The 20,987-nt window shown below is 63.5% G+C and carries 18 protein-coding genes; 7 read left to right on the top strand and 11 right to left on the bottom strand.

The genetic code is table 11. The features are described from left to right. Window positions 1-340 precede the first annotated feature (340 nt). The 4 genes from KBB96_RS18745 (at window position 341) to rimO (ending at window position 5,896) form a co-directional block, all read left to right on the top strand. Window positions 341-2,947 carry a LamG-like jellyroll fold domain-containing protein gene (locus KBB96_RS18745; RefSeq protein WP_211631025.1) on the top strand — a complete coding sequence of 869 codons (2,607 nt, stop codon included), beginning with the start codon at window positions 341-343 and terminating at the stop codon, window positions 2,945-2,947. 140 nt (window positions 2,948-3,087) lie between these two features. Further along, complete coding sequence (locus KBB96_RS18740; RefSeq protein WP_211631024.1) at window positions 3,088-3,687, top strand: L,D-transpeptidase family protein; 600 nt, start codon at window positions 3,088-3,090, stop codon at window positions 3,685-3,687. Window positions 3,688-3,729: 42 nt separating this feature from the next. Next, window positions 3,730-4,386 carry a hypothetical protein gene (locus KBB96_RS18735; protein ID WP_211631023.1) on the top strand — a complete coding sequence of 219 codons (657 nt, stop codon included), beginning with the start codon at window positions 3,730-3,732 and terminating at the stop codon, window positions 4,384-4,386. Window positions 4,387-4,492: 106 nt separating this feature from the next. Continuing rightward, window positions 4,493-5,896 (top strand): 30S ribosomal protein S12 methylthiotransferase RimO, encoded by a 1,404-nt coding sequence (gene rimO, locus KBB96_RS18730; RefSeq protein WP_211631022.1) that lies wholly within the window; start codon window positions 4,493-4,495, stop codon window positions 5,894-5,896. Window positions 5,897-5,923: 27 nt separating this feature from the next. On the opposite strand, the gene KBB96_RS18725 is transcribed toward rimO, so the two are convergent. Further along, window positions 5,924-6,448 (bottom strand): DUF4190 domain-containing protein, encoded by a 525-nt coding sequence (locus KBB96_RS18725; protein ID WP_211631021.1) that lies wholly within the window; start codon window positions 6,446-6,448, stop codon window positions 5,924-5,926. Between the two features lie 106 nt (window positions 6,449-6,554). Between KBB96_RS18725 and KBB96_RS18720 the strand changes: the two genes are divergently transcribed. Next, the gene (locus tag KBB96_RS18720) at window positions 6,555-7,457 is read left to right on the top strand and encodes a lactate/malate family dehydrogenase (RefSeq protein ID WP_211631020.1); all 903 of its coding nucleotides are present in this window, start codon (window positions 6,555-6,557) and stop codon (window positions 7,455-7,457) included. 26 nt (window positions 7,458-7,483) lie between these two features. Here the strand turns inward: KBB96_RS18720 and KBB96_RS18715 are convergent, their stop codons facing one another. From KBB96_RS18715 to KBB96_RS18705, 3 genes are all read right to left on the bottom strand, one after another. Further along, window positions 7,484-10,093, bottom strand: coding sequence for a toll/interleukin-1 receptor domain-containing protein (locus KBB96_RS18715; RefSeq protein ID WP_211631019.1), 2,610 nt, complete (start codon window positions 10,091-10,093; stop codon window positions 7,484-7,486). Between the two features lie 143 nt (window positions 10,094-10,236). Beyond that, complete coding sequence (locus KBB96_RS18710) at window positions 10,237-10,611, bottom strand: VOC family protein (protein WP_211631018.1); 375 nt, start codon at window positions 10,609-10,611, stop codon at window positions 10,237-10,239. Window positions 10,612-10,692: 81 nt separating this feature from the next. Then, window positions 10,693-11,679, bottom strand: coding sequence for a helix-turn-helix transcriptional regulator (locus KBB96_RS18705; RefSeq protein ID WP_211631017.1), 987 nt, complete (start codon window positions 11,677-11,679; stop codon window positions 10,693-10,695). A gap of 114 nt (window positions 11,680-11,793) precedes the next feature. On the opposite strand from KBB96_RS18705, the gene KBB96_RS18700 reads away from it, so the two are divergent. Beyond that, a complete protein-coding gene (locus KBB96_RS18700) occupies window positions 11,794-12,366 on the top strand; it encodes a hypothetical protein (protein WP_211631016.1) in 573 nt (190 codons plus the stop codon). A gap of 90 nt (window positions 12,367-12,456) precedes the next feature. Here KBB96_RS18700 and KBB96_RS18695 read toward each other — a convergent pair whose 3' ends face one another. From KBB96_RS18695 to KBB96_RS18665, 7 genes are all read right to left on the bottom strand, one after another. Beyond that, window positions 12,457-13,527: an efflux RND transporter periplasmic adaptor subunit gene (locus tag KBB96_RS18695; protein WP_211631015.1), complete on the bottom strand. Its 1,071-nt coding sequence runs from the start codon at window positions 13,525-13,527 to the stop codon at window positions 12,457-12,459. A gap of 22 nt (window positions 13,528-13,549) precedes the next feature. Beyond that, entirely contained in the window at window positions 13,550-16,762 is a 3,213-nt protein-coding gene (locus tag KBB96_RS18690) for an efflux RND transporter permease subunit (RefSeq protein WP_211631014.1), read from the bottom strand. A gap of 297 nt (window positions 16,763-17,059) precedes the next feature. Beyond that, window positions 17,060-17,971, bottom strand: a complete 912-nt coding sequence (locus tag KBB96_RS18685; protein ID WP_211631013.1) for a hypothetical protein — start codon at window positions 17,969-17,971, stop codon at window positions 17,060-17,062. Between the two features lie 22 nt (window positions 17,972-17,993). Then, the gene (locus tag KBB96_RS18680) at window positions 17,994-18,578 is read right to left on the bottom strand and encodes an RNA polymerase sigma factor (RefSeq protein ID WP_211631012.1); all 585 of its coding nucleotides are present in this window, start codon (window positions 18,576-18,578) and stop codon (window positions 17,994-17,996) included. Window positions 18,579-18,652: 74 nt separating this feature from the next. After that, complete coding sequence (locus tag KBB96_RS18675) at window positions 18,653-19,306, bottom strand: DUF4230 domain-containing protein (RefSeq protein WP_211631011.1); 654 nt, start codon at window positions 19,304-19,306, stop codon at window positions 18,653-18,655. Between the two features lie 74 nt (window positions 19,307-19,380). Then, a complete protein-coding gene (locus KBB96_RS18670) occupies window positions 19,381-19,857 on the bottom strand; it encodes a hypothetical protein (protein ID WP_211631010.1) in 477 nt (158 codons plus the stop codon). Window positions 19,858-19,921: 64 nt separating this feature from the next. Beyond that, the gene (locus KBB96_RS18665) at window positions 19,922-20,269 is read right to left on the bottom strand and encodes a DUF4190 domain-containing protein (RefSeq protein ID WP_211631009.1); all 348 of its coding nucleotides are present in this window, start codon (window positions 20,267-20,269) and stop codon (window positions 19,922-19,924) included. Between the two features lie 142 nt (window positions 20,270-20,411). Here KBB96_RS18665 and KBB96_RS18660 point away from each other — a divergent pair, with 142 nt between their 5' ends. After that, window positions 20,412-20,915 carry a hypothetical protein gene (locus tag KBB96_RS18660; RefSeq protein ID WP_211631008.1) on the top strand — a complete coding sequence of 168 codons (504 nt, stop codon included), beginning with the start codon at window positions 20,412-20,414 and terminating at the stop codon, window positions 20,913-20,915. Window positions 20,916-20,987 lie beyond the last annotated feature (72 nt).

Raw genomic sequence — 20,987 nt, 5'->3', positions numbered from 1 at the left:
CTTCCCTTTCCCAAATCACGCTTGGCCCCATGAGCGGTTTTCCACGGAAAACCGGCCTACGTGAGACTACGAGAATTGCATTTCACCGGGAGGATGCCGACGCACTAGTCGTAATCATACAATCTAATTACCCGCTTCGAGCCTACGGTGAAAATCGAAAATTACCTTATGTATCAATCTTTTAACGAGGTGCGACCCAGCGAGTGCGCCACAGTCCGGAATATTGTTATTATCGCTTTAATACAAATTCAAACCTCCCATGAAGTCGACTCATAGAACCCCTCTCGGTTGTCTGAAATCCGTCAAAAAACGCTATTTTAGGACAATGCTTGCCGCAGCGATGGCCACGGTCTCCCCGGCCTTCGCGGCGGATGTCACCCTCACCGCCACTAACGCCATCAACACCAGTTCCTTCAACGCGGCGCTGTCCTGGTCGAACAACCAGGCCCCGGCGGCGGGGAATGCCTACATCGTTCCCACCGGGCTCAGCCTGCGCACTCCCGCGGACGCCACCACGAACTTCACCTTCGGCGGAGATTCACTGACTCTGAACGGCTCCTCCCTCGTCTACAAGGGGGGCACCAACATCAACACCATCACCGTGAACAACTTCACGTGGAATGGTGCGACCATCAACAACGCCAGCAACAGCTCCACCGCCTTCATCATCGCGGGGAACCAGATCACGGTCGCAGGCACGGGCACCTCCACTGTTTTCGCGAACAACGCCACGATCACGCTCAATGCCCCCGTCGTCGGCAGCAGCGGCACGCTTGTGCTGTCTTCAAACGGTTCCACCTCCGGTCGCCAAGTGGTTCTGAGCGGAGCCAATACCTACACCGGCAATATCCAGGTGAACGGCCTCAGCGGCGCGGTGCTCACCGCGACCACCGGCAAGCTGGCCTTCGCGCTCGGCACCTCGGGCGCGTATAACACGGTGTCAGGCACCGGAACCGCCACGCCATTCGCCTTCAATGGCATCTTCACCATCAACCTGACCGGTGCCTCCACCACGGTGGGCACGACCTACCCGCTGCTGGTGGTGAACAGCATGGCCGCCACCTTCGGCACCACCTTCGCGGTGCAGGATTGGTTTCAGGCAGGCAATGTCTGGGTCTCCCCGGATGGAAACTACAGCTTCTCCACCGCCACCGGACTGCTGACAGTCATTCCCACCGACTCGGATCACGACGGCCTCCCGGACTCCTGGGAAACCGCTTACTTCGGCAATCTCGACCAAACCGGCACCGGTGATCCGGACAATGACTGGTGCACGAATGCCGAGGAGTTCGCAGCCTCCACCAACCCGAATGCCCGGAACTCCTTCCCGGATACGGATACCGATGGCCTTCCGGACGGCTGGGAAAGGCACTACTTCGGCAGCCTTGCCAGCCTCCCGACCGACGATCCGGACGGCGACTACAACACCAACCTCGAGGAGTTCACCGCCCAGACCGATCCCGCGAGCCGCCTCAGCTTCCCGGATGCCGATACCGATCAGATGGCGGATGGATGGGAGACGCATTTCTTCGGCAGTCCGGCTTCCTGCGAACCGGGAGTCGATGCGGATGGCGATCTCTACAGCAATCTGGCCGAGTTCACCGCCAACACCAATCCCACCAACCTGTATTCGTCCCCGGATCAGGATGGCGATGGATTGCCGGACGGCTGGGAGATCCACTACTTCGGCCTGGCAAACGAGAGCCTCGCCCAAGCCATCGCCCATGTGGACGGCACCGCGGACAGCGACGGCGATGGTCGCTCGGATCTGATCGAATATCACGCGGGCACCAATCCCAAGGCGGCGGACACCGCCCCGCCCACCCTCGCCTACTGGCGCTTTGAGGAGCTGACCGCCGGCCTCGTTCCCTATCCGCAAGTCGCGGGAGCAGTGAAGGATGTGAGCGGCAGCGGCAATGACATGATCACCTACGCCGACTACACCGCGCCGACCTACACCACACGGGCGGCCGATTGGACCGTTCCCAACACGCGGGCGATGAACCGGGCCTCGCTCAATTTCACCGCCGTGGCCGGAAACCGCTACACCTGCGACAATATCTACACACCCGGCACCGCCCCCATCAATACGATGGTCTTCAGCGCCTACACGGTGGAGGCCTCGTTCCGCACCACCCTGACCGGCACCGCTCAGGGCATCATCGGCAAGGGAGGCAACCCCACCGGCGCCACCGCCCCCTACCAGGCGCCCTTCACGCTGAAACTGAATGCGGCGAACAAGGTGGTGGCGGGGATGGTGGATGCCGCACCCGCCGCACATGAAGTCGTCAGCACCCGCACCATCAGCGCGGGAAGTTGGTACTCCGCCGCGGTCACCATCAGCGCGGACACCCTCTCGCTGTGGCTCAAGGCACCCGGTGACAATGCCTATGTGCTGGAAGGCAGCACCACGATCAGCGGAGCCTTCCCCACCACCGTGGCCAATGCCTCCTGGGTGATCGGACAAACGGAATACAATGCAGCGGGCAATTTCACGGGCTTCGACAGCTTCACCGGCGATCTGGATGAGATCCGCATCAGCAGTCGGGTGCTTGATGCCTCCGAATTCATCGCCACCACCCGCTTCACGGAAGGCGACAGCGATGGAGACGGACTGCCGGACGCTTGGGAAACCGCCTACTTCGGCAATCTCGATCAGATCCCCGGCGGTGACTACGACCGCGATGGTACGGACAACCTGACCGAATACCGTCTCGGCATGATCCCGAATGACGGCACCTCCCGCTTCATGGCCTTGCTCAGCGGCGGCGGCATCTACTGGACCAGCGCCGCGGGATTCACCTTCACGGTGCAGCGCAGCACCACGCTTGCAGCCGGAAGCTGGCAGACCATCGCGGTCGTGGCGGGTGAGGCTGGCGCGACCTTCTACATGGATCCGGAGCCCCCGGCGGGCAAAGCCTTCTACCGCGTGATCCTGAATCCCTGATTCCGACCCGTTTCCAAAAACCCGCGCATCAGGAAGCCGGAAGCCGCAAGGTTTCCGGCTTTCTCTTTCCCCAAGCGGATACAAAGGCGGCGCTCCGCTCCACTTGCCAACGCGCGCGCCGTCTTCCTAACGTCGCGGGCGTGATTCGTCGCACCGTTTTCTGTCTCTCGCCCCTCCTGCTGTCTGCCTGCACGTGGAAGACCCCGCCGCCACCGGAGCCACCGAAGCCGGTGTTCCACGTCGACCGGGCCCGCTACGACGCCCTTCATCCGAAGGACACCCACGTTCAAATCGACCTGACCGAGCAAAAGGCACGGATTCTCGATGCCCACGATGCGGTGGTGGTCGAAACCGACGTCTCCACCGGCAAGCCCGGCCACGAAACGCCGACCGGCTCCTTCCGGATCACGGAAAAAATCGCGGACAAGCGCTCGAATCGCTACGGTCGTTACAGGGATTCGAAATCCGGAGCCGATCTCGGCCCTTCCACGGATCTGCCGAAACCGCCGAAGGACGCCGTCTATGAGGGCTATTCCATGCCCTACTGGATGCGGTTGACCTGGGACGGCGTCGGGCTGCACGTCGGCTACGTCGTGCCCCGGTCCGCGCTGAGCTACGGCTGCATCCGGATCCCCGCCGCCATCCAGCCGCTGATCTTCGAGAAGTGCCGGGTGGGAACGCGGGTGGAGATCACCGGCGAGGCGGGCGGCGGGCTGAAACCCGCTCACCCGGCGCGTTGACATTCGCCGGACGCCCCACCACCTTCCCCCGCCATGGATACGATGAAAATCCTCCTCGGCGCCACCGTGGCCCTCCTCATCGGGGCCCTGGCCATGTCGTGGAACGGCATGAAACAGGGCGTCGCCACTGCCCCGCCGGACGATCAGCTCCGCATGAAGCAGCAGATCGAGGAACTGAACCTCGAAATGCAGCGCCTGAAAGCCGAACGGGAGGCCCTCACCGCCCGCCCCGTGGCACCCGCTCCCACACCCGCACCCTCCGCCGCCGAACTGGAGGAAGCGAAGGCCCAGCTCGCCGCCAAGGATGCCGAACTCCAGCAGCTCGCCAATGACAAGAGCAAGGCCGAGCGCAAGGCCCGCGTGGCGGATGACGAGAACCTGCTGATCAACCGCCGCGAACTCGAATCCCGCAATCAGGAGATGCGCCGCGCCCGGGAGATTTCCGACGCCCTCGTCATGGCCGTGGTGAAGGAATACCAGGAAGACCCGCAGCTCGGCGGAGTGGTCGTCATGGACATCAAGATGCCAGCCTATGTCCAGGTCGGCTCCGTCCTTGGCATCCGCAAGAAGACCGGCATCCTCGGCCAGATCAAGATCACCGACATCACGCCGGAAGGCGCGATCGGCAGTCCGATGGCCAGCTTCGGCGAGTTCAAGCCGCAGCCGGGCGACGAATTGATCGTGCCGCCCCAGTTCTGAACTGTTGGATTGCCCGGGGACCATATTTCCCCTTTCATCCGCGCCCGCGCCGGACCATCACCGCCGCGGGCGGTTTTTTGCCCTGATTTCCGAACCCCTTTCCACCATGTCCACCACCGTCGGTCTCATCTCGCTCGGCTGCGCCAAGAACCTCATCGACTCCGAAGTCATGATGGGCCATCTGGCTGAAGCCGGGATGACGCTCACCTCCGAGGCCGATCTGGCGGACGTGCTGATCGTGAACACCTGCTCGTTCATCGACATGGCGAAGCAGGAGTCGATCGACACGGTGTTCGGCGCGGTCAACGAGCGCGGCACCAATCCGGAGCGCGCCCGCCAGAAGATCATCGTCGCGGGCTGCCTGTCGCAGCGCTTCGCCAAGGACCTGCCCGGCATCATGCCGGAAGTGGACGCCTTCATCGGCCTCGACCAGATCACCAAGGTCGCGCCCATCATCGAAAACCTGCTCGGCAAGAAGAACGACGCCGAGGTCCAGAAAACCGAAGGCCCCGCCGCCACGGAAGACCCGCGCGACTTCGTGACGCTGAAGCCGCAGTACGTGCCGGACTACACCACGCCGCGCTTCCGCCTCACTCCCGAGCACTTCGCCTACGTGAAGATCGCCGAGGGCTGCAACCACACCTGCACCTTCTGCATCATCCCCCAGATCCGCGGCCGCCACCGTTCCCGCACACAGGAGTCCGTGGTGAAGGAAGTGGAAGCTCTGGTGAAATCCGGCGTGAAGGAGATCAACCTGATCTCCCAGGACACCACCTACTTCGGCATGGACAAGTGGACCGAGTCCCGCCCGAACCCGAAGTCCCCGGTCGATTCCACCAAGGGCGAATCGCTGGCCACGTTGCTGCGCGAGATTAACAAGATCGAAGGCGAGTTCTGGGTGCGCCTGCTCTACACCCATCCGGCGCATTGGTCCGACGAACTCATCCAGACCATCGCCGAGTGCGACAAGGTCGCGAAGTACGTGGACATCCCGCTCCAGCACATCTCGGACAACATGCTCAAGCTGATGCAGCGCCAGACCAACGGCGACTACATCCGCGACCTGCTCCGCCGCATGCGCGCGGGCATCCCGAATCTCGGCATCCGCACCACTTTCATCGTCGGCTTCCCCGGTGAAACCGAAGAGGACTTCGAAGAGCTTCTCCAGTTCATCCGTGAGTTCCGCTTCGAGCGCGCCGGCGTGTTCTCCTACTCGAAGGAGGAAGGCACCCGCGCCTACAAGATGGGCGACCACGTCCACCACATGACCCGCAAGAGCCGCTGGTCCCGTGCGATGCAGGAACTCCAGAAGGTGGCTGGTGAGACCAACCAGGCCCAGGTCGGCAAGCAGGTCCGCGTCCTCGTTGAAGAACCCGGCATCGCCCGCACCGAATGGGACGCGCCGGAAATCGATGGCTCCGTCCATGTGGACGAGACCATTCCGGTGGGCAGCTTCGCCGATGTGACCATCGGCGACTGGCGCGGCTACGATCTGGTGGCGGCCCGCTGAGGAACCGCCACCCGGCGGGAATGCCGGTCACCAATCGTGGTGATCGGCCGGCTCATGCTTGTCCGGCACACCCGCGTGCGGGCATTCCACCACCATGTCACCCACGGAAGGAATCGTCTCGCTGATGACATAGGCTCCACCCGCCGGGCAGGGTTGGGTGAGGCTGGTGCCGGTGGGCAGGGTGACCTTGCCCCAATCGATCCGGGCACCGGGCTTGAGACGGTTGGCGACCTCATAGGTGCGGACCGCCTGTTGGACATTGCGCTGATACATGATGCAGCCGGCGCGATCGGAACCTTTCTTCCAAGCCCTGGCACCGATGAACAGCATCGGAACCATGAGCAGCATCACCAGCGCGATCGTCACGTAGCCGACGACCAGACCCGTGACCGCCATGCCCTTTCCAGTGAGCGCGCCCGCGGACTTCTTGATCTGTGAGAGGGCGATGTGTCCGCAGATCACGGCCACCAACCCCAGGCCCAGAAGCCCCGTCACCAAACTGGCGATCGCAAGACCGGAAGTCCGGGGATACTGCTGTTGTTGCATTGTCATATCCGCGATACATCCACGGAAAATACAGATGGTCAATGTTTGTTGAGTTTCATCTCCGTCCCATCCCGGTCTTTCATCGGATGTCGCAGCAGTTAGGCTCACTGTCATGAAGCTCTCCATCATCGGGCCGGGAAAGGTTGGCATGGCCCTCGCGTTTGCCGTGACACTGCGCGGCTTCGCCCGCGAACTGGTGCTGGTCGGACGTGATCTCGATCGCATGCACGGCGAGGCACTGGATCTCGCGCATGGCGAATCGTTCTATCCCGCGCCGGTGAAGATCCGTGCCGGAGAGGTAGCGGATACAGCGGGCTCAGACGTGATCGTCTTTTGCGCCTCGGCAACGCAGGAAGTGGAAGACCGCCTCGCATTGGGACCGGCGAACACGCGACTGCTCGAAAAGATGCTGCCTCCGCTGGTGGAAGCCTCGCCAAACGCGCTGTTGTTGATGGTGACGAACCCGGTGGATGTTCTCACCTGGCAGGCGCTGCGTATCACCGGATGGCCGGCCTCGCGGGTTTTCGGCACCGGCACACTGCTGGACTCGATGCGTTTCCGGCACCTGCTCTCGCGCGAGCTCGGCATCTATCCGGACGATCTCCGCGCCTACATCCTCGGCGAACACGGTGACACGCAGTTCCCCGCCATGAGCATGGCCCATGCGGGCGCGGAACGGATCGCGGACACCCCGGAACGGCGCGCGATGTTCCAACAAGCTGCGACCATGGGCCAGGAAATCTACCGCCGCAAGGGTCACACCAGCTACGGCATCGCCATGTCCGCCTCCGCCATTCTCGAGTCCATCGCGCTGGACGACAAACGGACGATGCCTCTCAGCGTACGGGTGGATGGCTATGAAGGCGTCAGCGATGTCTGCCTGAGCCTGCCCGTCGTGGTGGGTCGCGGCGGAATCGAGAAAGTGCTGAAACCCGTGCTGAATGATGCCGAGGCAACTGCTTTCCGTCACTCCGCCGAGGTCGTGCGAAGGGCGATCGGGCTCTGCAGAAATTGAGGCTTCGCATCTTCTTACGTAGCGCCTCACCTCCCCTGCGTCTTCCAAGCGGCCTCGAAGCGCTTCTCGAAAACCTGCTCGTATGCCTTCCGCCAATCGGCCGACGCATCAATCCCGAGCTGCACACGCGTCCACGGCTCGGTGTTCCACTCCTGCTCGAAATCCAGAAACTCCCCTGGCACGAACGATTCCGCGCCCAAGCTGCGACCGTCCTTCGAAAAGGCCAGTCCGATGCCGCGCTTGCCAAGTGCAGGCAACACGATCGACGGCTCCGTGCCATCGCCTTTCCAAAGACGCACCTGTCCGTCTTCGCCGGTGGTGGCATGAAAGCGCCCGTCCGGAGACGACACCTTGATGGTCGTCCCTGGCGGAACTCCAGGTCCCACCGGCAGTAGGCCGACATCGGAGTTTTCCTTGGCCAGGCCCGGCCACACATCGGGATTCCCCTTGAAGAGGGAATCCTTGATCTCCGCGGTCTGCGTGCCCATCCGCGTGTGAGTTCCGGGCGTCCAATAGCGCAGGGTGCCATCCGTCGCCGCACTGGCGAGGAGATGATCGAATGGAAAGCGCAGATCCCGCACCTCTCCGGAATGCCCGCGGAAACGCTGGATCTCGGTCATATCATCGGTCGAGGCGATGGCGATGGAGCCATCCACCAGGGTCACGGCGATCCACGCATCGCCGACTGCCATGCGCACCGTGCTCTCACCGGGGATTTCCCACACTCCCGGCGAAAGCTCTTCTCCCTTCGGCGGCTTCATCCGCAGATCCCACATCCGCACCTGATGCGCGGTACGGACAAAGAGCCGCTTGCCCATCCACCGCAACGTGCAACCGGTGGCCAAGTGGGAGATCGCTCCCTCTTCGCCGGTGAAGAGCTTGCGGTGCTTGCCATCGGGCATGCGCAGTTCCACCGACTCGGTGATGTCTCCGACCGCCACCGTCCCATCCTCCGAAATGGCCGCGCTTCCCTGCCAGACGCCGGGAATCTTGTCCACGATGCGGCCTTCCTCATCGTACACGGTCACTCCCGTATCCGAGGATGCGGCGAGCCAGCGATGCCCGTCCGCCGAACTGCCGCAGAAACGTTCCGATTCGAAATTCTCCTCGATCCGCCCGAACTCAGCCACACCCTGCTCGGACGCACGGAGAATCCGCCAGGACTCGCCGGACTTCAGCACCAGCATCGTTCCGGCATCGTCCAGGAAGGCAAGTGGCGGGAAAATCTCCGGCTCCTGGTCCGCGAGTTCCAGCGGGGGTGCCTCCCTGCCGTCCGGCAAAATCACGCGCACCACGTTGCCATCCAGAAATGCCATGGCACCGGAGCGGCTCACCACCGCCTGCGCCACGCCGTTTTTCACGGCTACGGTATCCATCGTAGCAGCACCGTCCGGCTGGATGCGGATGCGCTTCAACAAATCCCCGCCCCAGAACGCCGCCTGGCGCCCGGAAGGATCGAGCGCGCAGGCCTGCGCCGCAAGGGGAACGCCATCCGCATTCGAGATCTGGAAATAGCCCGTCTCCGGATACGCGCGGCCGAGCAGATAGCCCCAGTCCCACTGGCGCTCGTGCTCCGGCACCTCCCACAAGGCGCTCGCCGCATCGATGGTGTTGCCCTCGCGGGTGAGGCGGTCCGCGAGCAGGATGTTGCTCTTCGCGAGGCGGGACTCGGATTCCACGCGGCGCTGCTCCGCGAGCGTCTTCGCCTGTTCCGCCTCGGTCCGGCGCGTTTCCGCGACACCCCGCGCATCCTCCGCCTCGACACGCCGCGATTCCGCCAGCGAACGCGCCGTGGCCTCCGCGTCACGGGCTGAAACGGCCGCCAGCCTCTGGGCTTCCGCCTCGCGCTGCTTGATCGAGGCAAACACGCCGCCGGCAATCGCGGCAACGAGCAGCACCGACATGGCTGCCGTCACCCGGCGGAAAATGCGGGCGCGGCGGCGCTCTTTCTCTAGCTGATAGACCTTGTCACGCTGCGTCAGCGTGCCGAGCGGCAGGCCGAGCACACCAGCGATGATCTTGAGTTTCCCAAGTTCGAGGCGGCCCTTGTAGTCGGTCACAAGGCGGTCGATTTCCTTGCGCGCCACGCCATTGCCTTCCAAGGCCTGCCGGTAAGCCTCCGGACTGGTCCACCCCTGCGTGTCATCGACGAGACGGAAATCCGCGGCGATGGGTTCGGCGTGCTCGTTTTCAATCAACACTCCATTCGCATCGACGGGATGTTGCAGGGGTCTTGGAAAGCTGTCGCGCGGATCGCCATCGAGGATCGCCGCGAGTACCCGGTCGCTGCGGCCGATCTTCTTGTAGTACACGATCTCGTCCGCAACGTAGCTCGACTGCACCGCCCGCGGCGAACACAGCACGACGAGGAACTTCGAGGCATCCAGCGCGCGGTAGATCGGCGAGGCCAGATCAGCGTTCGCGGGCAACTCGTCCTCATCACGGAAGACGGGAAAGATCCGCTCGGGGATCGTATCGCCCCGTCCATTGACGGTGCCGACCAGATCGGACGGCACCTCGTAGGTCTCGATCTGCTGGTGCAGCCACGTCGCCCACTGGCGGCCGGAATCCTTGTTATCGGCGTGGCGGTAGCTGATGAAGCACCAGAATGTACGCGCAGGGGGTTGCGTCTCCATGATCCGGAGACATGCAAGCCGACGGAGCGCGAAGGGTAAAGCGGTTAGGATGGCAATGGGAAACGCCGGGATCATTTGTCCTCCGCTGGCAAAAAGCATCCCTGCCTCCGGAAATATTCCGGAAGCAGGGATCAGCCACAGGTTCACACCATGCTGTGGAGACCGACGACGTTGCCCTCGGTGTCACCGATGATGCCGATGAAACCGTGCGGCGGGATGGCCATGCGCTCGCGGACGATCTTGCCTCCCGCGGCAACGACACGGGACAACACTCCATCGAGGTCACCCTCGACATTCAGATAGACCACGGTGCCACCGGCCGCCGGGCCGCATTCGTCCATCTTCGTCAGCGCACCACCGATGCCCTGTCCCTGCTCGTGAGGAAAAATGGCCATCTGGCAGCCCGTTTCGCACTCCACGGTCTGGAGCGTGGTGTCCAGGATCGTGTCATAGAAGCGCTTGGCGCGGGCGAGGTCGGCGACGTGGATTTCGAACCAGTTCAGGGCGTTCTTTTTCATAGGGTTGGATTCGTTTGAGGTGATGGTTTCGTCCCCGCTCATCGGAGGACGTCCACATCCAAACCCATGCCACTGACAACCCTATGTCAGGAGTGTTGGAATATTTTCAAAAGCTCCTGCATGGGCCTCCGCGATCTGGAAGGCGAGGTTCCGGACCATCGACCGCAGTTCCAGCGGCTCCGCCACCTCCACCGTCGTTCCAAAGCTCATCAACCATCCGGCCAGCCACTCCAGAGAACCCGTCAACGTATCGACCTGGTAGCGTCCGTCGGGCAGCCGCGTCTCGCGGGTCCGGGCGCACATCATCTCGCCGCGCACCCGTTCCATGACCTGCGGGTGGAAGATCACCGTGGCCGGAACCAGCTCCCGCCCGCGGATCGCTTCCTCCAAAAACTCGCTGAGGGAGAAATCCTCGTGCCCTAGGAAGGACTCGTCCGTCACTTCCCAGTCGACCAGCCGGTCGAGCCGGAAATCACGCATCGCCTTCCGCATCCGGCACCAGGCGATGAGATGCCACTGGCGAGCGTAGAAAACGACTCCCAACGGTTCCACCATGCGGGTGGTGATCTCGCCACGGTTGCCCGCATCATAACGCAGTGCGGTGCAACGGCGGCGGACCACGGCCTCTTGCAAGCGCATCAACGCCTGATGGCATTCCTCGTCCTCCTGCACGGACCGGCGGCTCAGCCACACCTTGGTTCGCTCGGAAAGCCGGTCGAGATAGTCGCGGCGATCCGCAGGCAGGACCGAGCGCACCTTCAGCAAGGCCGCGCGCAGCGAGTCGCGCAAGGACTCGTCCGCGATCTGCTCGGCGATCTCGCCGCTCATGAAAAGGGCCGCCGCTTCATCCTCCGTAAACATCACCGGCGGCATGTGGTAGCCACGCATCAGGCTGTAGCCCATACCCGCCTCCGCGATGATCGGCACGCCCGCCTCCCCCAGCGCCGCCAGATCACGATACACCGTGCGCACGCTGATCTCATAATGCGCGGCGATCTGCTCCGCGGTGATCACGCGGTGGCTCTGCAACAGCAGGATGATGCCGGTAAGGCGGTCGATGCGGTTCATGGCGCGGAGACCAGTTCATCAGAACAGTCCCGTGGAGGCCAGCAAAAGCCGCAGGAGCTATAACCGTTGGAGCCACCGCTTGCATGGGCCGCGAATCCGGCGAAGCTGCCGACCATGGCCAAGCCCGTCGATACGACGATCACCACCCCGTGTCCGCATCTGCCGGACATCGGTGGCGAGCGCCATCCGGCATCGCGACTGGCTGAGCATCGCGATGGGAATCGCGGCGCGGAGTTTTACCGGCAAGCTCTGCTGTGCGGACAATCCCGATGGTTGGAAGGCCTGCCCGCGCAGGCGCTGCTGATGTTGAATCGTGCGATGGGTGCCACATTGTGCGGCACGCAGGATGCAGCGGTTCTCGAGAATCATCCGATTCCGTACCGGGCTGTCGGGTGGATTCTCCGCCAGGAGGATCGTGGCGGCTTCCTCGGCAATCCCCGCCGCCACTACCAGCATCTGGCCACCCGCATGAGCGGTCATGCAATCGAGCGCCGCACCGCGCGGGCGTGGGCGTGCTGGGTGCTGGCGAAGCACGTGAATCCCGAATGGGAGGCGGATCAGGTGCAGATCGAACGCGAGGGGATCATCGAGCCGTCGTTCGAGAAAGTCCGCGCGTCACTGATGGAGCACGGGCTGCCCGGCGAGCACGTCGAATGGGAAGCCGCGCTTTCCATAGGAAAGGCCTGACAACTACGAGATGGATCGTAGCTAACGGGAATGATCCACATCCCCCCCCCGCCCGAAGTCTCACGACTCCGGCTACGAAGAAGAGGAATCTCAGTTCTTCTTCGGCGGCAGCGGCACGGCTTCCACTTCATCACCTTCGCGCATGAGCGCGTTCGGACTGACGATCACCGGCTGGCCGGTGAGACCCGCGGAGGTGATCTCCACCTGCTCGCCGAGATTGCGACCTTGCGCGACCTCCACCAGCTTCACCTTGCCATCCTGCACGGCGGCGACGTAGGTGCGGCCGCCACGGACAAGCAACGTGTTGTTCGGGACGAGGAAAGTGCCCGGCGCGGGCGCGAGATCGAAGGTCACGCTGCCGGTGAGACCGGAGGGCAGGGTGCGGTCCTCGTTTTTCAACATCAGCTCCACGCGCATGGTGCCGGACGTGGTTTCGAGCGCGCGGCTGGTGCGGGTCACCTTGGCGGTGAAACGCTGGCCGGGCAGCTCGGGGAACCCCACCTTGCCCTCCGTGCCTTCCGCGACCCGCAACGCGAGGTCCGGCGCGGCCTGCACGACCACGCGCAGCTCATTGATGCGATAGAGCTGGAAGAGCCAGGCATCCGCCGACGAAGGGTCTCCGTTGACATGATCGCCACGATCGATCTTACGCGCGGCGATGGTGGCATCGAACGGCGCGCGGATGATCATGAAGCCCTGGAGTTCCTTGAGGCGACCCAGTTCCGCTTTCGAAGCACGCACCGAAGCCTCCAATTCCTCCGCCGTGGCGGACTGTTGCTCGGACGACTCCTTCGAGACGGCCTTTTCGCGGAGCAATCCCTCCGCACGGTCCGCAACGGTGCGAGCGACCTTGGCCTTGGCGGTGGCCTGGTCGATGGCGGCTTGCGCGGCTTCGATCTGAAGCGCGATTTCCGGAGCATCGATCACGGCCAGCACGTCGCCAGCCTTCACGCGATCGCCGATGTCCACCTTGCGCTCGCGGATCACACCGGTGGCTCGGCTGAAGATGGTGGCGGACTCGGCGGGCTCGGTGCGGGCGGGCACCTCGAAGGCACGCGGCGCGGTCGCCGCAGCGGGCGTGACCACCTTGACCTGGACCTTGTCGGCAAAGGCCGGAGTGACGCAGGCGATGAAGAGCGGAAGCGGAATGAAACGTTTCACGGCATAAGGAGGGGCAGGAGGTTCAAGCCGGATCGGCGAGCGGAGACGGTTCGATGTGGACGGTTTCCTCCACCGGCGGCTGCCAGCGGCGGCGGACGATGGCGAACATGACGGGCACGATGAACAGCGAGGCGAAGGTGCCGAAGACCAGACCACCGATCACCGCGCGGCCGAGCGGAGCATTTTGCTCGCCGCCTTCGCCGTGGCCGAGAGCCATTGGAATCACGCCAAGAATCATCGCCAGCGCGGTCATCATCACCGGGCGCAGGCGGGTGGTCGCCGCATCCATGGCGGCCTCCGCGGCGGTGGCACCTTCCAGCACCTGGCGATCCCGTGCGAAGCTGCTGACCAGCACGCTGTTTGCGGTGGAGACACCCACCACCATGATCACGCCCATCAGCGCGGGCACGCTGAGCGGTGTGTTCGTGAGATAAAGCCCGGCGACGGCACCGGAGACGGCGAGCGGCAGACCGCTGATCGCCACGAAGGGCAGCGACCACGATTGGAAGTTGATCACCATCACCAGGAACACCAGCACGGCCGCGAGACCAAGACCGCCGATGAGTTCGGAGTAGGCGGATTCCATCAGCGCGGCCTGGCCTTGAAGCTTGATGTCCGTGCCGACCTTCTTCTGCTCCTTCAGCCGGTGCTTCATCTCATCGAGAATCTTTTCCAGCTCGTTCGTCACGCTGCCGAGGTCGCGCCCCTGCACGTTCCCCACCACGGTGAAAGTCGGCTGCAAGGTGGTGCGGGACACGCTCGCGGGCGTGCGTTGCTCGACCAAGGTTGCGAAGGCGCGGAGCAACACCGGCTCGCCTCCCGCACTGGGACGGATCGGAAGATTGAGCAGTTGCTCGGAGGAGTTCAGCGCCGTGGGCTGGGCCAGGATCTGCACGTCATAGGACGCGCCCTTTTCCGGATCCGCCCAGAAGTTCGGCGCCACGGTGCCGCCGCTGCCGAGCGCGGCCAGGATGGCGTTCGACGCGTCCTGAGCGGTCACGCCGAGATAGGCCGCGCGGGCACGGTCCACGCGGATCAGGTAGCCGGGCTGGTCGAGCACCTCTCGAAGCGTGACATCCACGGCACCGGGCACCTTGGCGAAACGTTCGCGCAGTTCTTTCGCAAGGGCGATGTTACCCGGCACATCTCGGCCGGAGAAGCGGACTTCGAAAGTGGTCGGTGAGCCGGAGGCGAGCGTCTGGCTGGTGGCATCGGCGGGACGGAAGAAGGCCTGCACCTTCGGAAACTTTTCCGCCAGCATCTCGCGCACCGCTTTCTCATAGCCCATCGTCGGGCGATGGTTCTCAGCGAGCTGCACGAGGATTTCGCCATCCGCGGAACTGATCGAGGAACTCTCCACCCACGCGAGGTTCACCGAGTTCGGCGCACCGATGTTCTCGACAACGAAAGCAAGATCCTCCGCCGGGATGATGTTGCGGATCTCGCGCTGGATCTCTGCCATCACGATGCCGGTGTCTTCGACACGCGCTCCGGTCGGCACACGCACGAACAAGCGCATCAGGCCCGCGTCCGTGCGGGGGAAGAATTCACGGCCCGCGTGCATCCCGGAGAACGTGCCGATGGCCACCGCCACCAGCACTGGAATGATCACCACCCAGCGGTGGCGCAAGACCCAGCCGAGGATGCCGCCCTGCACCTCCCCGAGCCGGTCCACGCCGTGCTCGATGCCGTGATGGATGCTGAAAAGACCGAAGCGTTTCGTCGTCCGCGCGCGGAGTTCCGCTTCCTTCCGCGCCTCCGCCGGCAGCATCAACGAGGCCAGCGTGGGCACCAAAGTACGGGAGAGCAAGTAGCTCGCGATCATCGAGAACACCACCGCCAGCGCCAGCGGCCGGAACACATACGAGGCCGTGCCGCTGAGCAGGAAGATCGGAAGGAACACGATGCAGATGCTGAGCGTGGACACGAACTCCGGGAACGCCACCTGGCGCGCGCCATCGATGATCGCCTGCTTCACGCCCTTCCCGAGCGCGATCTGCCGCTTGATGTTCTCGATCTCCACCAGCGCGTTGTCCACGAGGATGCCGATCGCCAATGAGAGACCACCGAGCGTCATCAGGTTGAACGTCGCGCCGACCAGATAGAGGCCCATGATCGAGCACAGCAGCGCCAACGGGATGGAGGTCAGCACAATCAGCGTGGAACGCCAGGAGCCGAGGAACAGCAGCACTACCAGCGCGACGAGGCCGCCCACCAGCAGGATCTCCTTCAGCACGCCATCGACCGCCGACTTCACGAACACCGATTGGTCGAAGATCGGCTCGATGGTCATGCCCGGAGGCGCTTCCCTGCGGATCTCCTCCATGCGTTCGAGGATGCCGTTCACCACATCCACGGTGGACGCGCTGCCGAGCTTGAGCACGGACACCATCACGGCGTTCTGGCCGTTCAGGCGTGCCGGATTGGTGGGCAGCGCCTCGCCGTCGCGAACGTTGGCCACATCGCGCAGCAGGATCATCTTACCGTTCACGGCGCGGATCGGGAGATCGAGGAAAGCCTGCACGTTGTCCGGGCTGGCGTTCAGCGTCACCGGCAGTTCGCGCGCGCCTTCGCGCAGAGAGCCGGAGGGCAGCGTCAGGTTCTGTGTGCTGATCGCGCGGGTCACATCCGCGGCGGAAAGACCGAACGCATTGAGCGCGTCCGGATCAAGATCCACCATCACCTGCCGGGCGGCACCACCATACGGCAGCGAAAGGCGCAAGCCGGGGATGCTCTGGATCTTGCCGCGCAGTGAGAGGCGCGCGTAGTCGAAGAGCTGGCCGTTCGTCATCGTGTCCGAGGACATCACGAGCTGCACGATCGGCACACTCGACGGGCTGGTGCGGATGATCAGCGGCGGCGTGGTGCCGGTGGGCATGCGCCGCAGGATCGTCTGCGAAACAGAAGTCACCTGCGCCAATGCGGTGTTGATGTCCGCATAGGGCTGGAATTTCAACTTCACCAGACTCACGCCATTGGACGTCTCCGAGCGGACCTCCACCAGGTCATCCACGTTGTTGAGCGTGGCGATCTCGGAGAACGAGGTGATCTTGGATGCCATCTCGGTGGCGTTCAGGCCGGTGTAGTTCCATACCAGCGTGATCTCCGGGCTTTCCACCCGCGGCAGGATGTCCGTGGACATCTTCTTACCGGACATCACCCCGAACAGCAGGATCAGGATGGCGAAGACTCCGATGGTGTACTTGTAGCGGAGGGCAAAGAGGACGATCCACATGGCAGGAGAGGCCGCGGCGTCACCGTCACGGCGTGGGGATTCACGAAGGTGGAGACGCGCCCAACGAAGCCTCTCTTTCCCGAATGTCCACCCGAGATCTCGGGCGGATGCAAATTGCCCTGTTAGACCTCCGTGAACTTACGCAGATCCCGCAGTCCCGACCCGCCGAACACGCCACCGGCATGAAACGAAGTCATGATTCCGCCCATGCCAGCGGCAGGGCATACGGGAGCGCGTTTACACACGAATCACTGGGATCTCCTACCCCACGTCCCGTACCCCTGCCGCGGCAGGCTGTTATTGCGCCTCCTTCGGCAGGGTCTTCATGCCCTCCATCATCTTCCGGACGCCCTCCATCATCGACTTGGTGGAAGTGAGGGTTTGGTCGAGCTTCTCCAACTCCATCGGCTTGAAGGTGTCGGCAATGCTCTCCTCCGGATTCTCTCCCTGGGGCTGGGCGGCAACCATCTCCTGGAACGCTTCAGACTGGGTGGGATCGAGCAGCTTCTCAAATCCGGCGCGGGCGGTCGGATCGCGGAGCAGGGCATCCTGATCCCCGCCATTTCCGGCCTGAAGCTTCAACGAGGGTCTTCCCAACGAAGATTTCAGCGCGGCATCCACCTCCTTTACCTTCGCTTGGTACTCCTCCTGCGTGATCTGCTTGCGGGCCGCGGCATCCGCGACGAGAGCCAGCTCGACCAACGGCTTGGGCTCCTTGCGGAGATCCGAGGACAACTTGCGGAGTTCCTCCACCTGCCGCTTCTGGCTCTCGGCCACCAGCTTGGCGGCTGCGGCTTTCTGTTCGGCGGTGAGTTTCAGCTTCTCGGGCAGATCTCCCAGATCCGGGTCGTCGCCCGGTTTCTTTCCGGCAAGCGTGCCGAGATCATCCGCGGATTCCGCCAGCACGAGGACTTCATCGAGCAGGCCGAGGAATCCGTCGATGGTATGGCGGGAAAGATTGGTACGGGATTCACCGTATTTCGCGGCAAGATCCGGCCACAGCGTCGTGGCGGGGCGCTCGCGGTTGGCCCGGCCGGGCGCGGAAGATCCATCGCCCTTCCCGGGATCAGTAACGGATTTGTCCCTGCTGGTCGCCAGCGAGGGAACGGTATTGTTTTTCGTCGCGGCGGATGGCTGCAGGAGGGCACAAATGCCAGCTCCGGCTACGATGGCGGCGGCGGAAGCGATGAGGGCGGTCTTTTTGGTCATAAGGAAAAGAGGGCGGTCGGGATCACGCGGCGAGGGCGGCCGAAGAGGACACCCCACCCCGTTCGCACAAGCTGAGACGCAGCCGCTCCACCGCACGGGTCAGCCGCTTCTGGGCGGCCTCCACGGAAAGGCCAGTGACACCGGCCATTTCCTTCACGCTCAGGGCTCGGTAAAAGCGGAGCAACAGGATCTCCCTGTCCCCCGGGCGCAGGGCGGCCATCGCGCGGGCCAGTTCGGGTTGCCCGTCATCCCACGTGGGGATGGAGGGACCATCGAACTCGTTTCCATAACGGTGGCGCTTCCGGTATTCGCGGATCTGGCGGCGTTTCAGGTTGCGGGACTGGTGCATGGCGGTGACGTGAAGCCATCCGGCCAAAGAGTGGCGGTCCGCGAGGGTGCAAGCCTTGCGCGCGAGCAGAATGAAGGTCGCCTGCGCGGCTTCCTCCGCAATGGTGTCATCCACGCCGAGGCGCCGGGCGGCCTGATGGACCAACGCGGCATATTTCGTCACCAGCAGGTGGAACGAACGCTCGCAGCAATCGCGGGACCAGCGGCCGAGCAAGGTCGCGTCATCGGGATCGGAGGCATTCGTCGGCGTGCTTTCCATGCCCACCCTCCGAAAAAGGCGGCCGAAAGGTTACAACTTTTTGCGGGCGGCACGAAAAAAAGGAGGACGCACGCCTACCGCTCCTGGCGTTCGACCCGCACGGAGTCGGTGCCGAGCAGATCGCGCAGGCGGGTCTTCAAGGTGGACTCCGCCGTTTCCAGAATGCCGCTGCGTTCCGCCTCCTGGCGCATTTGCTCGCGCAACTCACGCAACACGGCGGCACGGTCCACGGGCGTGACCTTGTTCAACCAACCGTTCTCCTCGTTGAGCACGTCGAAGTCGATCAGCTCCACCGAGAGGATCTCCGCACGGGGAAAGCTGGCCACAGGCTCCCCCTTCTCGATCCGCAGGGAAACGCCGGGCTTGAGCTTGTAACCGGCCTTCACCCGGTAATGCCCGCGCAGAATCACCTTCTTGGTGCCCAGCGGGAAATACTTCAGCATGAAGTCCTCTTTCTCGAACGAACGGGTGGCGCTCATCCGCATCTCCAGCAGCGAAAGCTCCGTGATCTCCGAGGTCTCCGCGATCTCGGCCCGTCCCTCGACGACGCGGGTATTCGAATTGGTGACCGCGGCCAGCACCTTGTCGAGGCTGTGTTCCAGCGTGGCGCTGGCACCCGCCGCGGCGCGCTCGAACGGCCGCAGCACGAACAGGTAAAGCGCGACGGTCAGCACCGCGGCGATTCCGAGCCAGCGCAGCGTGCGCCACATTTCCACGCGATGGGGCATCGCCGCGAAGATGACCCGGATGCGCCGATGCGCAAACTACAATCCCGTGGCACCATTCCACACCGACCGCCACCTCACCCCACGGGATGACTATGAGCCGTGGAGGAATTCTTCGCGGCACGCCGCCAGAGCATCCCGGTGAGCCAGAACGCGAAGCAGGCGGTGGTGAAATCCGCCGCAGGACCACCAATCGACGCCCGGCGGGTGAAGGCATGATCCGGTGAAATCACCGCCGTGCCGTTTCGGGTTTCCAGCAACATCGTCCGTCCGAAAACCGATTCCGCGTTCAACCGGAAAGCGCCGGACGGTCCCTCGCCCTCGATCGTGCGGGTGAAAGCGGAGGTCTTGCCGGCCGTAGCCATGACCCGTCCGCCGTCCACGAGCGCCCAACTCCCACTGAGAAAGCCCTGCTTCTCGACCGTGAGACTCCGGCCATCGATCACCAGTTCACCACCTTCACCGAAGGCATTGAACAGGATCTCTGCCTGATGACCTTCGCCTTCGAGGTGGTAGGATGGGGAACAGATCCCGCGGGGCAGGCAGCGTATCATGGCAAACCTTGTTAGCAAAATCGCCCACCGGCTGCCATTCCGGATCGGGGCGGAGATTCCATCCTCAGAGACGACTCCGGGCAACAAAGTTGAGGTAGAGGGCAAAGAGCAGCGCCAAAGTCCCAAGGATCCCCATCACCAATCCGAATACCGCACGTCCCATGCCGTGGAGGGGTTTCGCGGTTTGCCGACTCTCCTTGATCTTCCGGATCGCGATCAGCGAAACCAGCAGGGAAAACGGTGCAGGTAAGATGAAAAAGGAAAACAGACCTAAATATCCAGCCGCTACCGCCCACATGGACCGCCCAACCGGAAGCAGCAGCCTCATCCCCATGTCATCCCCGATCCGCCCGGATGACGGTGGTGGCAACGGAGGCGGCGCGGCGGGAGTCCGATAGGGATCGTTCGACATCAGCCGATTCCAACAGAGGACCGGAGGACGGACAAGCGCGGGCGGGAGGCGGCAACAGCCCTTCTCCCCGCACCGGGTCCGTTTTTTCCGCCCTTGCCACCGGCAGACAGCCCGTCTTGACTGCCGGACCGAATTTCCCGCCGTGAGATCCCACGAACTTTACTCCGCCGTCGATCCCGCCCTCATCACCCAGATGCTGGACTGGTTCCGCGCCAACGACCGCAACGTCTATCGTTCCGCCGTGGCCACCCTGGCTCAGAACCGCAAGCTGCGCCCGGTCTTCGTCGAGAAGAAATCGATGGCCGAGCAATACGCGTGGATCGCCAAGACCCTCCAGATCAAAGCCTGCGACACCATCGGCGAGCACCTGCTGCAAGCCTGGCTGATGGCTGGCAACCAGGGCATGCTGGCCGCCTTCTGCGACGGCATGGGCATCCCGCACGACGGCAAGGGCTCCGTGGTCGGCGACCTGCCGAAGAAGATCGACGCCGAACGCCTCAACACCGCCGTGGACCGCTTGGTCGAGGGCGGCTTCGACCCGAAGCTGGTCGCCGTCTACCTCCACTGCTTCAACATGCAGGTGCCGGGCGGCTGGCCGGAACTCTCCGCGAAGCTCGCCGAGGATTCCCGCCTTGCGCTCGCGTAAATTCCGCGAAGCCGGGTTGCGCATCCGGCTGAAAACGGGTTGGTTGCAGGGATGCGATTCCGTTCATTGCCT

It is taken from the genome of Luteolibacter ambystomatis, from assembly GCF_018137965.1.
GTDB lineage: Bacteria > Verrucomicrobiota > Verrucomicrobiia > Verrucomicrobiales > Akkermansiaceae > Luteolibacter > Luteolibacter ambystomatis.
The sequence above is the reverse complement of the archived record's forward strand: the minus strand, read 5'-3'. Positions and strand labels throughout refer to the sequence as shown.

Bases quoted from the DNA above. Each gene is read 5' to 3' on its own strand.
- KBB96_RS18675 (WP_211631011.1), bottom strand. From the start codon at position 19,306: ATGCCCCATCGCGTGGAAATGTGGCGCACGCTGCGCTGGCTCGGAATC.
- KBB96_RS18705 (WP_211631017.1), bottom strand. From the start codon at position 11,679: ATGAACCGCATCGACCGCCTTACCGGCATCATCCTGCTGTTGCAGAGC.
- KBB96_RS18720 (WP_211631020.1), top strand. From the start codon at position 6,555: ATGAAGCTCTCCATCATCGGGCCGGGAAAGGTTGGCATGGCCCTCGCG.
- rimO (WP_211631022.1), top strand. From the start codon at position 4,493: ATGTCCACCACCGTCGGTCTCATCTCGCTCGGCTGCGCCAAGAACCTC.
- KBB96_RS18710 (WP_211631018.1), bottom strand. From the start codon at position 10,611: ATGAAAAAGAACGCCCTGAACTGGTTCGAAATCCACGTCGCCGACCTC.
- KBB96_RS18665 (WP_211631009.1), bottom strand. From the start codon at position 20,269: ATGTCGAACGATCCCTATCGGACTCCCGCCGCGCCGCCTCCGTTGCCA.
- KBB96_RS18700 (WP_211631016.1), top strand. From the start codon at position 11,794: ATGGCCAAGCCCGTCGATACGACGATCACCACCCCGTGTCCGCATCTG.
- KBB96_RS18670 (WP_211631010.1), bottom strand. From the start codon at position 19,857: ATGATACGCTGCCTGCCCCGCGGGATCTGTTCCCCATCCTACCACCTC.
- KBB96_RS18715 (WP_211631019.1), bottom strand. From the start codon at position 10,093: ATGGAGACGCAACCCCCTGCGCGTACATTCTGGTGCTTCATCAGCTAC.
- KBB96_RS18745 (WP_211631025.1), top strand. From the start codon at position 341: ATGGCCACGGTCTCCCCGGCCTTCGCGGCGGATGTCACCCTCACCGCC.
- KBB96_RS18680 (WP_211631012.1), bottom strand. From the start codon at position 18,578: ATGGAAAGCACGCCGACGAATGCCTCCGATCCCGATGACGCGACCTTG.
- KBB96_RS18725 (WP_211631021.1), bottom strand. From the start codon at position 6,448: ATGACAATGCAACAACAGCAGTATCCCCGGACTTCCGGTCTTGCGATC.
- KBB96_RS18685 (WP_211631013.1), bottom strand. From the start codon at position 17,971: ATGACCAAAAAGACCGCCCTCATCGCTTCCGCCGCCGCCATCGTAGCC.
- KBB96_RS18735 (WP_211631023.1), top strand. From the start codon at position 3,730: ATGAAAATCCTCCTCGGCGCCACCGTGGCCCTCCTCATCGGGGCCCTG.
- KBB96_RS18690 (WP_211631014.1), bottom strand. From the start codon at position 16,762: ATGTGGATCGTCCTCTTTGCCCTCCGCTACAAGTACACCATCGGAGTC.